This is a genomic window from Streptomyces sp. NPDC055400 (assembly GCF_053644375.1).
In genome coordinates this window covers 126,916-138,610 of the sequence record NZ_JBSHLM010000012.1, presented here as the reverse complement: position 1 = coordinate 138,610, position 11,695 = coordinate 126,916, and the positions used below count along the sequence as shown (strand labels likewise).

Annotated in this window: 10 protein-coding genes and 1 pseudogene; 5 read left to right on the top strand and 6 right to left on the bottom strand. The window is 71.8% G+C overall.

Features of this window, described 5'->3' with window-relative positions; translation table 11 throughout:
- Window positions 1-17: 17 nt before the first annotated feature.
- From ACWIGU_RS29275 to ACWIGU_RS29265, 3 genes are read left to right on the top strand one after another with little or no spacing between them, the layout of a single operon-like run.
- Window positions 18-1,100 carry a TIR domain-containing protein gene (locus ACWIGU_RS29275; protein WP_454404696.1) on the top strand — a complete coding sequence of 361 codons (1,083 nt, stop codon included), beginning with the start codon at window positions 18-20 and terminating at the stop codon, window positions 1,098-1,100.
- Window positions 1,097-3,337: a TIR domain-containing protein gene (locus ACWIGU_RS29270; protein WP_454404695.1), complete on the top strand. Its 2,241-nt coding sequence runs from the start codon at window positions 1,097-1,099 to the stop codon at window positions 3,335-3,337. The genes ACWIGU_RS29275 and ACWIGU_RS29270 overlap by 4 nt, the downstream gene beginning before the upstream one ends.
- Entirely contained in the window at window positions 3,319-3,849 is a 531-nt protein-coding gene (locus ACWIGU_RS29265) for an HIT family protein (RefSeq protein ID WP_454404694.1), read from the top strand. The genes ACWIGU_RS29270 and ACWIGU_RS29265 overlap by 19 nt, the downstream gene beginning before the upstream one ends.
- Here ACWIGU_RS29265 and ACWIGU_RS29260 read toward each other — a convergent pair.
- Window positions 3,763-4,191 (bottom strand): hypothetical protein, encoded by a 429-nt coding sequence (locus tag ACWIGU_RS29260; protein WP_454404693.1) that lies wholly within the window; start codon window positions 4,189-4,191, stop codon window positions 3,763-3,765. The genes ACWIGU_RS29265 and ACWIGU_RS29260 overlap by 87 nt on opposite strands.
- A gap of 174 nt (window positions 4,192-4,365) precedes the next feature.
- Here ACWIGU_RS29260 and ACWIGU_RS29255 point away from each other — a divergent pair, with 174 nt between their 5' ends.
- On the top strand, window positions 4,366-6,162 hold the full coding sequence (locus ACWIGU_RS29255; protein ID WP_454404692.1) for an acyl-CoA dehydrogenase: 1,797 nt from the start codon (window positions 4,366-4,368) through the stop codon (window positions 6,160-6,162).
- Here the strand turns inward: ACWIGU_RS29255 and ACWIGU_RS29250 are convergent.
- The 5 genes and pseudogenes from ACWIGU_RS29250 to ACWIGU_RS29230 form a co-directional block, all read right to left on the bottom strand.
- Window positions 6,104-6,787, bottom strand: coding sequence for a DUF6629 family protein (locus ACWIGU_RS29250; protein ID WP_454404691.1), 684 nt, complete (start codon window positions 6,785-6,787; stop codon window positions 6,104-6,106). The genes ACWIGU_RS29255 and ACWIGU_RS29250 overlap by 59 nt on opposite strands.
- Before the next feature lie 116 nt (window positions 6,788-6,903).
- Window positions 6,904-7,587, bottom strand: a complete 684-nt coding sequence (locus ACWIGU_RS29245) for a GntR family transcriptional regulator (RefSeq protein WP_454404690.1) — start codon at window positions 7,585-7,587, stop codon at window positions 6,904-6,906.
- A 104-nt stretch (window positions 7,588-7,691) separates the two neighbouring features.
- Window positions 7,692-8,693 carry a proline racemase family protein gene (locus tag ACWIGU_RS29240; protein ID WP_454404689.1) on the bottom strand — a complete coding sequence of 334 codons (1,002 nt, stop codon included), beginning with the start codon at window positions 8,691-8,693 and terminating at the stop codon, window positions 7,692-7,694.
- 53 nt (window positions 8,694-8,746) lie between these two features.
- On the bottom strand, window positions 8,747-9,643 hold the full coding sequence (locus ACWIGU_RS29235) for a dihydrodipicolinate synthase family protein (protein ID WP_454404688.1): 897 nt from the start codon (window positions 9,641-9,643) through the stop codon (window positions 8,747-8,749).
- A gap of 227 nt (window positions 9,644-9,870) precedes the next feature.
- A pseudogene (locus tag ACWIGU_RS29230) lies at window positions 9,871-10,041 on the bottom strand (FAD-dependent oxidoreductase); the annotation flags it as partial.
- 263 nt (window positions 10,042-10,304) lie between these two features.
- Here ACWIGU_RS29230 and ACWIGU_RS29225 point away from each other — a divergent pair.
- Complete coding sequence (locus ACWIGU_RS29225) at window positions 10,305-11,663, top strand: aminopeptidase P family protein (protein ID WP_454404861.1); 1,359 nt, start codon at window positions 10,305-10,307, stop codon at window positions 11,661-11,663.
- Window positions 11,664-11,695 lie beyond the last annotated feature (32 nt).

Sequence of the window (11,695 nt, the reverse complement as noted above, 5' to 3'; positions counted from 1 at the left end):
CCAGTTTGCGAGGGCGTGTGGATCCATCAGCTTTCTTCTACACGAGCTGCACCCGTGGCGACGGCTGGCCCGCGCTCACCCGCTTCCACGCCGATCTGGAGTACCGGCTGCGGGCGCAGGAGGGGTACGGCATCAGCGGCGCGCTCGGCGCGGCGATGAACCCCGGCACGGTGCCGAGCAGCGCCGTCACCGAGGCCGGCGTGATGGTCGCGCTCTACTCCCCCCGATATTTCCTGGACCGCGGCTGCGGACTCGAATGGGCCGTCATCCAGTCCCGGATGCGCCGCCGCGCGAACACCGAGGGCGTCCAGGCCCCCGCCTGTCTCTTACCGGTCTGCTGGAAACCCGTGGCCGAGCGCCGGATCCCGCAGGAGGTGCGCCGCTCCGAGTCGTTCCCCGGGCCCGGCGCCTTCGACTGGCTCAGGGAACGGGGCCTGGAGGCCCTGGTGTCGTCGTCGGACCCGGGCGCCGACGAGCGGTACTACGTGTTCGTCGAGCAGCTGGCCAAGAGCATCCTGGAGGCCGGGCGCGCCGGGCTCGAACCGCTCGGGGCCGGCGAAGCGCGCGACATGCTCCCCGCGTTCGGCTCCGCGCAGGGCGCGACCGGCCCGGGCCGGCCCCACTTCAGGGTCCCCGAGCAGCCCCGTCCCCGGCCCGGGAGCGCCGCCGGTGAGCCCCGGTCGGTCGCGATCAGCTATGTCGGCGCCGACCAGGCCTGGGCCGACTGGATGGACGACGTGCTCCGCGAGGAGGGCCACACCGTGCGGCAGCGGCGCTGGCGGGTCGGGCTCGAGACCCTGTCGCAGACCGTGGAGCGCGCCCGCGACGGCGCCGACCGGGTCGTGGTCGTCTTCTCCCGCAGCTACTTCGACGCCGGGAACACCTCCCCCACCGACTGGGAGGCCGCCTTCACTCCGCCCGCTTCCGACCCGTCCTGGCTCGTCGCCGTACAGATCGACGCGGCGCCCCGGCCCCTTCTCGTCCGCGGTGTCCAGGTCCTCGCCCTGGAGGGTTCCGGACCCGACCAGGCCGAACGGCTCCGCGAAGGGGTCATGGACACGGTGGGTGCGCCCCGTGACCCCGCGGGAGGAGCCCGTTGACCGGGCCGAGACGTTCCGCCACCGATCCGCCGCCGGTATCGAACCTGCCGGTCCAGGCGACCTCGTTCGTCGGCCGTGACGAAGAGATCCCCGCCATCCACGGCCTGTTCGAGGAGCACCGCGCGGTCCTCCTCCACGACCCGGCCGACCGGCAGCACGGGTACGGCAAGTCGGAGACGGCCATCACGTACTGCCACCGCTACCGCATGCGCTACCGCGTGGCCTGGTGGTTCAACTGCTCCCACGAGAGCGATCCCTCCCGGCTGCGGCGGCTGATCCAGCGCGGCACCGACGAGCTGCACGCCCGGTACCGCGAGGTCCTGCGCGTCGTGGAGATCCCCGAGCGCCCCGACGACAAGTGGCTGCTCCTGTACGACAACGTGGCCGATCCCGACCGTATCCAGGATCTCTTCCCGCCCGGCGACGCCCGGATCCTGGTCACCTCCCGGCCGCGGGGTACCGCCTGGGACGAGGCCGCCCGGCTGCCCGTCGGCGACCTCGCCCCGTCCGAAGCGGCCGGCCTCTTCCGCCAGCTGGCCGAGATCCGGCAGCCCGTGGCCGAGGATCTCGCCCGGACGTTCGCGGGGCATCCGCAGCAGATCATCGCGGTGGCCGAGCAGATCCGCAGGGGCACCCCGCCCGCCACGTGCGTCGCGCTCGCCGACGCCGTACGGCTCGCGCCCGCGCCCGCGCGGCCCGCACCCTCACAGCCGCCGGGCCATGTGCGGATGAGCGCCCAGGACCGGGAGACCCTCATCGACACTCTGCTGTCCTCGCCGGTCTGCCGGGACCTGCCCAGCTACCGTGCCTGGATCAAGGCCATCGACCGGCGGACGGCGGTGTCGTCCAGCCTGCCGTCACCGACGGAGACCATCCGCACGCGCGTCGTCGGGCTGGTCTCGATCGCCCTCAGCCGCGACGCGCCCGACGTCCTGCTGGCCCTCGCCGAAGCCTTCGAGGACAAGGCCGGCCGGCCCGAGGCGCAGCTCGTCCGGGCGCTGATCGGCCCGGCGGCGGCGAACTGGAACGCGAACAAGGAGCCGATACGCGCAGTGCTGCCCCCACGCCCCGCAGATGCCCCGTTCTTCTTCACCAGCTACGCGAACCGGGAGGACGACCAGGACCACGTGGCCGAGTTCCACGAGCAGCTCGAACACGAGCTGCGCATCAAGCGCGGCCGCAACTTGACGAGTACGGGTTTCCTGGACCGCCACAGTCTCCAACTCGGCCTCACCTGGCGGGAACCGATGGTCGAGGCGATCCGCTCGACGCGGCTGCTGGTCGCGCTGATCACCGCCGACTACTTCGAGAGCGAGTGGTGCCGACGGGAGTGGGCCGTGATGATGGAGCGCGCCCGCCGGGCCGGGCGTTCGCCGGGTGACGAGCCGGTCGCCATCCTGCCGCTGTTCTGGGTCAAGCCCCGCGGCGCGCTGCCCCAGGATCTGGCGTCCATGCAGTACAACTCGCCCGCACTGTTCGGCGGGAGCAAGGCCCCGGACAATCTGATCGACCTGCTGCGGGAGGACAGGGAGAAGGGCGCGGCCTTCATCCGCAGGCTCGCCGACACCATGATCAAAGCGGCGGACCGTGATCTTCCGGTGCTCGACGCGGACGCCGTACGGGACATTCCGCTCGCGTTCAGTGAGTGGGGCACGGCGGACACGTCGCTGCCGGGCTCCACCACGGGCTCAGGCTCAGGTCCCGGTACGGGCGGTGCCCAGTCGCATCCCGATCCGGATCGGCAGCCGGCGCCTGAGCCCGAACCGGAACCGGAACCGGCGCCCTCCGAGCGTGAGGCCCCGCCCCCCGTGTCTTCCCCCGTGCCGGACCCCCGCGTCTCTCCCGACCAGCCCGTGACTCCGTCACGCCCCACCGAACCCGCTTCCCCGGCCGCCCCCGCTCCCCCGGCGGCCTCCGACAAGACCCGGCTCATCGAGGCCCTGGCCACCGGCCCGCTGCGCGAGTCCACGCGGTACACCTCCTGGGTCGAGGCCGTGCTCCGGGACGTCGACCAGGAGCACCATCCCGCGGTCACGCAGTTCGTCGACCCGCTCAGAAGACGGGTGCACCTGCTGGTGAACTTCGCCTACGGCCAGTCCACCCCTGACCTGTTCCGCGCCATGGCCCAGGCCCTCACACTGGTCGACCCCGGCGGCGGGGACGCCCCCGACGAGACCGTGACCGCGGTGCAGGACCTGGTGGACCATATTGTCGCGGCATGGCCTCAGCACACGTGACCTTGAACCGAAGACCGGCGCGCGACTGCCCGTTCTGCCGCATCGCCGCGGGTACGGGACCGGCCCGCCTGGTCAGCGCGGAGCCTGAAGTCATCGCCTTCCTGCCGCTGCGCCCGGTCCATCCCGGTCATGTCCTCGTCGTGCCGCGGCGCCATCTGGAGGACATCTGGGAGCTGGACGAGGACACGGCAACGGCCTTGAGCAGGACGGTGCTTCGGGTCGCGCACGCCGTGCGTGCGGTGTTCCGGCCGGACGGGCTCAACGTCATCCAGTCGTCCGGGGCGGCCGCGACCCAGACCGTGCCGCACCTGCACGTCCATGTGGTCCCGCGGTTCGCGGACGACCGGATGGGCCCCATCTGGCCGGCCCCCGCCGACGAGCCGCCGGCCGTCCTGGACGACGCGGCGAACCGGTTGTCCAAGGCCCTACAACAGGACGACCAGGGCGATGAGTTGGGCCAGGGCGAGGCCGCCGTAGAAGAGCGCGACCGTCAGGGAACCCGCGGCCCGTAGCGTGCCGGCCCGCTCCGCGCCGGCGCTCGCGTCGAGGCTGAACGGCTCTATGCCGCCGCCCGGCCGCCGCACCTTGTCGTAGAGCCGCCTGAACAGCCGCTCCTTGTAAAGGAAGTACCCGTCGAGCAGCCAGAACGCCACGATGGGGACGAAGCCGGTGGCCGCCACCGTCCGGCTCCCGTTCCCGGCGGCGAAGGCGAGCAGCGCACCCATCAGGGTCAGCGCCCAGCCCTTGATCAGGAACGAGTTGTTGCCCAGGCGTGCGACGACGGCCTGGATCAGTTCGAGGTGCCTGATCTGCCCGTCGTCCAGAACGGTCCGGCTCGCAGGTTCCCCTGTCACGGCATTCCCCCTTCAGGCGGAACCCTACCCAGGGGCGCGCGTCGCCGTTACCCCCGTCACTTGCCGGTGGGCACTGGCCGAAATAAGCAACTGCTTAGTACGCTGAGGGGGCGGAGCCGGCCGGCCCCGTGGTTCGGTACCGTCCGTCACCATCAGTGCGCCTGGAGTAAACGCATGGCATCCCTGCTGCTGTCCCGCCGCGATCTCGAGTTCCTGCTGTACGAGTGGCTCGACGTCTGCGCGCTCACCTCCCGGGAGCGGTACGCGGACCACTCCCGCGAGACCTTCGACGCGGCGCTGGAGCTCAGCGAGCAGATCGCGACGCGGCACTTCGCCCCGCACAACAAGAAGAACGACGCGCAGGAGCCCACCTTCGACGGGGAGCGGGTGCACATCATCCCCGAGGTGAAGGAGGCACTCCGGGTGTTCGGCGAGTCGGGGCTCATCGCGGGCGCCATGGACTACGAGGTGGGCGGCGGGCAGCTGCCCTCGGTGGTCGCCGACGCGTGCTTCGCCTGGTTCCAGGCCGCGAACGTCGGCACGTCCGCGTACCCGTTCCTCACGATCGGCAACGCCAACCTCGTCCTGGCACACGGCTCGAAGGAGCAGATCGACACCTTCGTACGCCCCATGGTGGAGGGGCGGTTCCTGGGCACGATGTGCCTCTCGGAGCCGCAGGCCGGATCGTCGCTCGCCGATGTGCGCACGCGGGCCGAGCGGCAGGAGGACGGGACGTACCGCCTCTTCGGGAACAAGATGTGGATCTCCGGCGGCGAGCACGAGCTGTCGGAGAACATCGTGCACCTCGTGCTCGCCAGGACCCCGGACGGGCCGGCCGGCGTGAAGGGCCTGTCGCTGTTCATCGTCCCCAAGGTCCTTGTGGGCGAGGACGGTTCACTGGGTGAGCGCAACGACGTGGTCCTTGCGGGCCTCAACCACAAGATGGGCTACCGGGGCACGACGAACACCCTGCTCAACTTCGGTGAGGGCGCCCACCGGCCGGGCGGCGCGCCGGGCGCGGTCGGGTACCTCGTCGGCGAGGAGAACCGCGGGCTCGCCTACATGTTCCACATGATGAACGAGGCCCGGATCGGTGTCGGCCTCGGCGCCACCGCCCTCGGCTACACCGGCTATCTGCATGCCCTCGACTACGCCCGCACGCGCCCGCAGGGCCGCCCTCTCGCGGGCAAGGACCCGGCCGCCCCGCAGGTCCCGATCGTCGCGCACGCCGACGTGCGCAGGATGCTCCTGGCCCAGAAGGCTTACGTGGAGGGCGCGTTGGCGCTCACTCTGTACTGCGGCCGGCTCCTCGACGAGCAGCACACCGGGGCCACGCCCGAGGCGCGCGCCGAGGCCCGGCTGCTGCTCGACGTGCTCACCCCGATCGCCAAGAGCTGGCCTTCGCAGTGGTGCCTGGAGGCCAACAGCCTCGCGATCCAGGTGCACGGGGGCTACGGCTACACGCGCGAGTACAACGTCGAGCAGTTCTACCGCGACAACCGGCTCAACCCCATCCACGAGGGCACGCACGGCATCCACGGTCTCGACCTGCTCGGCCGCAAGGTCGTCATGGACGGCGGAGCCGGTCTGCGCCTGCTCGTGGAGCGCGTCACGGCGACGACCGCCCGCGCGGCCGAGGCCGGCGGGGAGGCGGCCGAGTACGGCGCCCTGCTCGACGCCGCCGCAGGCCGTGCGGTCACCGTGACCCAGCGCCTGTGGTCGACCGGCGACCCGGAGACCGCCCTGGCCAACGCGAGCGTCTACCTCGAAGCCGTCGGGCACGTCGTCGTCGCCTGGATGTGGCTGGAGCAGCTGCTCGCGGCGGCGCCCGGCACGGAGGCGGTCCACGAGGGCAAGCGCGGCGCGTGCCGCTTCTTCTTCCGGCACGAACTGCCCAAGACCCAGGCGCAGTTCAGCCTGCTCGAGTCTCTGGACCGGACGGCTGTCGACCTTCCGGAGGACGCCTTCTGACCGGCTGATCGGTGCTCCGGCCCGTCCACCACAGGAGGGTGACGGAACAGACGGCAGCGAACGCGCACCACGTGGAGACGAACTCCCACCTCCACAGCGCGACACACACCGCCGCGCCGGCCGCGACCAGCACACCGAGCAGCACGAGGCCGCGGTCGGCGGACAGGAGCAGCGAGCCGGCCGTGGCCAGGAGGTACCCGGCGACCAGGAGCCCGGCGTGCGGGAGACCGAGGGCGTACCCGACGGTGTGACCGCGGATCTCGGCCGTGACCGTGCGGGTCGCCAGCCCGTGCGCGAGCCCCGCCGCGGTCACGGCTCCGGCCGCGAGCGGGATCAGCAGCCGCCCGCGGGCCCGCCGGGGCGCCGCGCACACCACCCCGGCGGGCACACACAGCGCAAGGACCGGGAGCGCGATCACGGCCCAGGCGACGGTGGCGGGACCCGTCCCGCCACCGGACCGCCACAGCACGGACTCGACGATCTGATGGGCGCCGAGCAGCAGCGGCAGCGCGGCGAGCGGCAGGTCGCGGGGCCGTCGCGCGCGGGCGGTCCGGGCCACGCAGACGGTTCCCACGGCGCAGATCGCGGTGCCCGCCACGAGGTCGGCCGTCGCGCTCCAGCACATGCCGCATCACCACGGTTCCGGGTCGTGCGCGCCGGCGCCCGCCGCCGTCCGCAGTGCGGCCACGCTACGACGCCACGGGCCGCCGCCCGCCGCGCCGACACGGGAACGCCGGCGGCTCACCTCGCCCAGAGTCCGCGTACGTGCCCGAGGTGGCGGGTCATGACGGCGCGCACCGCGTCCTCGTCACGGGCCACGAGTGCGTCCAGGATCTCCGGGTGCTCCTCGGCCGACGCCTCGAGACGGCCCGCCTCGACCAGCGCGTTCAGCCCGTAGAGCCGGGAACGCTTGCGCAGGTCGCCGACCACCTCGACCAGGTGCTCGTTGCCGGAGAGGGCGAGCAGCCCCAGGTGGAAACGGATGTCCGCCTCGACGTACGCGATGAGGTCGCCGGCCACCGCCGCGTCGACGATCTCCCGCGCGACCGGGCGCAGCGCCTCCACCGCCGCGAGGTCGGCGGTGGAGGCGAGTTCCGCCGTGGTCGGGATCTCGATCAGCGAGCGGATGTGCTTGTACTCGTCGAGCTGCTTCTCGGAGACGGCCGTGACCCGGAAGCCCTTGTTCGGCACCGCGTCGACGAGCCCCTCCTTCGCGAGGTCGAGCATGGCCTCGCGCACCGGCGTCGCGGACACCCCGAAGCGGACTGCGAGGGTCGGCGCCGAGTACACCTCGCCCGCCCGCAGTTCACCCGCGATCAGCGCGGCGCGCAGCGCGTCGGCGACCCGCTCGCGGTAGCTGCTGCGCGTCCCGCCGAGGCTGGGCAGGGCGGGAGCGGCGGACGGGGCGCTGCGCCGGTCGGCCATGGGGTGGTCCTCCTGGGTGACATGTCACGTTCCACAAGTATCCCGTGGCAGGTGGAGTGCTGCGGGGCCGGTGTTCAAGGCCTGGTGCCGCTACAGGCCTGGCGTCACAGGACGAAGCCCGCCGGAAAGGGGTCGTCCGGATCGAGCAGGTACTGGGCCGTGCCGGTCACCCACGCGCGGCCGGTGAAGCTGGGCAGCACGGCCGGGGTCCCGGCCACGTCGGTGGTGCCGAGCAGCCGGCCGGTGAACCGGGTGCCGATGAACGACTCGTTCACGAACTCCGTGTGCAGCGGCAGTTCACCGCGCGCGTGCAGCTGGGCCATGCGCGCGCTCGTTCCCGTGCCGCAGGGCGAGCGGTCGAACCAGCCGGGGTGGATCGCCATCGCGTGCCGGGAGTACCGGGCGGTCGACTCCGGCGCGTACAGATGGACGTGATGGCAGCCGCGGATGGACGGGTCCTCGGGGTGTACGGGCTCGTCCTTGGCGTTGATCGCGTCCATCAGCGCGAGGCCGGCCGCGAGAATGTCGTCCTTGCGTTCGCGCTCGAAGGGCAGACCGAACCGGTCGAGGGGCAGAATCGCGTAGAAGTTGCCGCCGTAGGCCAGGTCGTACGTGACCGTGCGTCCGTCGGCGAGCGTGATCTCGCGGTCGAGGGCCACGGAGAAGGACGGCACGTTCCGCAGCGTGACGGACTTCGCCGCGCCGTTCTCCACGGCGACCTCGGCGACGACGAGCCCGGCGGGGGTGTCGAGGCGGATGGTGGTGACCGGTTCGACGACCTCGACCATGCCCGTCTCCACCAGGACGGTGGCGACGCCGATCGTGCCGTGCCCGCACATCGGGAGGTATCCGGAGACCTCGATGTAGATGACGCCGTAGTCGCAGTCGGGCCTGGTCGGCGGCTGGAGGATCGCGCCGCTCATCGCGGCGTGCCCGCGCGGCTCGTTCATCAGGAGCTGCTTGATGTCGTCGCGGTGCTCACGGAAGTACAGCCGGCGCTCGTTCATCGTGGCGCCGGGGACGGTGCCGATGCCGCCGGTGATCACCCGTGTCGGCATGCCCTCGGTGTGCGAGTCGACCGCGTGCAGGACGAGTTTGCTGCGCATGTCGGAAGCTGCTCCCTTGGCGTGGATGCGGTGGGGGTGGGTGGCGTCCTGGGTCAGACGAGGCCGGCGGCGACCGCCTGTTCGGTGGCGGCGCGCACCGCCTTCTCCTGGTCCGGCAGAAGGGGCATGCGCGGCGGGCGGCAGGGGCCTCCGTGGCGGCCGATGATGTCCATGGACAGCTTGATGGCCTGGACGAACTCGGGCCGGGAGTCCCAGCGCAGGAGCGGGTGGAGCTGCCGGTAGAGGGCGGTCGCGGTGGCGAGGTCGCCGGACACGGCGGCGCGGTACAGCTCGACGGACGCGGCGGGCACCATGTTCGGGTAGCCGGCGATCCAGCCCTTGGCACCGGCCAGGGCCAGTTCGAGCAGGACGTCGTCGGCGCCGACCAACAGGTCGAGCTCCGGGGCGAGTTCGGCGATGCGGTAGGCCCGCCGCACATCGCCGGAGAACTCCTTGACCCCGCGGACGAACCCCTCGCGGTGCAGCTGCGCGAGGAGCTCCGGCACGAGGTCGACCTTGGTGTCGATGGGGTTGTTGTACGCGACGACGGGGAGGCCCACCGCGGCGACCGCTTCGTAGTGGGCGAGGACGGAACGCTCGTCTGCGCGGTACGCGTTGGGCGGGAGCAGCATCACGGAGGCGCAGCCGGCGTCCTTGGCCTGCTCGGCCCAGCGGCGGGCCTCGCCGGAGCCGTAGGCGGCGACTCCGGGCATCACACGCCGCCCGCCCACCGCGGCGACGGCGGTCTCGACGACCTTCGCGCGCTCCTCCGGTGTGAGCACCTGATACTCGCCGAGCGAGCCGTTCGGAACGACGCCGTCGCAGCCGTTCTCCACGAGCCAGGCGCAATGCTCCCCGAATTTGGTGTAGTTGACGGAGAGGTCGTCGTTCAGCGGGAGCGGCGTGGCTACGAGAACGCCGTGCCAGGGGCTTCGCTCGGACGTGGTCATGGTCTGGGTCTCCTCTGTGTCTATGGCATGTGACATTGCACTTATGGCTACGGTCTGACGGCTGCGGTCTGATGTGAACGATCTGATGGACACGGCCGTTGGGAGGGGTGCCCGGGTCACTCGTCGGGCAGGTCCTCCCCCGCCCGGGCGAGCACCCCCAGCGGGACGGGACGGGCGAACGGCCTTCTGGTGGGGAGCAGTTCGCATCCCGCGAGCCCGGCGACGGCCGGTCCAGGGTCCTGCAGGTTCCCCTCGCCGGCGCCGGTGGTTCCCCCGGCCACGGGGCCGCGGTCCACCACGACGACGGAATGCCCTGCCCGCGCCGCGTAGAGGGCACAGGCGGCGCCCACCATTCCGGCGCCGACCACTACAGCATCGCAGGTCAGCCGCGTAGTCACGGCTGTACTATGTCACATGTTCCCAAGCGCGCCAAGGGCTACTAGGCTGACGGGCAGCTCAGCCGAAACCACTGCGGACCCCACCGAAAACAGCTGGAACACACCGGAACACAGCAGAAGGGTGCACCGTGTCCTCCTCCGAGCCCAGGCCACAGCCCACGACTCAGGCGACGTCACAGCCCACGAAGCAGCCCGACCAACCCCGGGCCAAGGGACGCAAGAACGGCCTCTACGCGGGCCTCTCCGACGAGCTCTCCGCCCTGATGAGGACGGGCTGGGCCGACACCGAGCAGCGCGACCTGCGGCCGGACGAGCAGGCGCCGCACGCCGCCCGTCGCCGTGCCGCCCTGTCCGCGCGGTTCCCGGGCGAGCGGCTGGTGATCCCCTCCGGCAAGCTCAAGATCCGCTCGAACGACAGCCACTACCCCTTCCGTCCGTACTCGGCGTATGTGCATCTGACGGGAGATCAGGCACGGGACAGTGCCCTCGTGTTCGAGCCGCGGGCCGAAGGCGGGCACGACACGCACCTCTATCTGCTCCCCCGCGACAGCCGGGACACCGACGAGTTCTGGACCGGCATGACGTCCGAGCTGTGGATGGGCCGCCGCCGCGGCCTCGCCGAGTCCGAACTGGTCCTCGGCCTGCCCTGCCGCGACATCCGCGACGCCGCCGCCGAGCTTTCGGCCGCGCCCGAGGCGCCGACCCGCATCGTCCGCGGCCATGACCCGGCACTCGAGGCCGCCGTGACGACGGATGCCGAGCGCGACGCCGGGCTGGAGGAGGCGCTGTCCGAGCTGCGGCTGGTCAAGGACGCGTGGGAGATCGGCGAGCTGCGCAAGGCCGTCGACTCCACGGTGCACGGATTCACCGACGTCGTACGGGAGCTGGCGACGGCGATCGCGACCTCGGAGCGCTGGATCGAGGGCACCTTCTTCCGCCGCGCCCGCCTGGAGGGCAACGCCGTCGGCTACGGCTCGATCTGCGCGGCCGGCGAGCACGCCACGATCATGCACTGGGAGCAGAACGACGGCCCGGTGCGCCCCGGTGAACTCCTGCTTCTCGACGCGGGCGTGGAGACCCACACGCTGTACACCGCGGACGTGACGCGCACGCTCCCGATCAGCGGCACGTTCACGCCACTCCAGCGCAAGATCTACGACGCGGTGTACGAGGCTCAGGAGGCGGGCATCGCGGCCGTGAAGCCGGGTGCGGCCTACCGCGACTTCCACGACGCGGCCCAGCGCTACATGGCGGGCAAGCTCGTCGAGTGGGGCCTGCTGGAGGGTGACCCGGAGCGGGTCTTCGCGCTCGGTCTCCAGCGGCGCTTCACCATGGCGGGCACGGGCCACATGCTCGGCCTCGACGTCCACGACTGCGCCGTCGCGCGCACGGAGTCGTATGTGGGCGGCCCGCTGGAGCCCGGCATGGTGCTGACGGTCGAACCCGGCCTGTACTTCCAGCCGGACGACCTGACCGTGCCGCAGGAGTACCGCGGCATCGGCGTGCGGATCGAGGACGACATCCTGGTGACGGCCGACGGCACGGAGAACCTGTCGGCGGGCCTGCCGCGGTCGGCGGACGAGGTCGAGGCGTGGATGCGCACGCTCGCGGGCGACCGGTAGAGATCACGCACGTGCGACAACGGCCCGAGGGG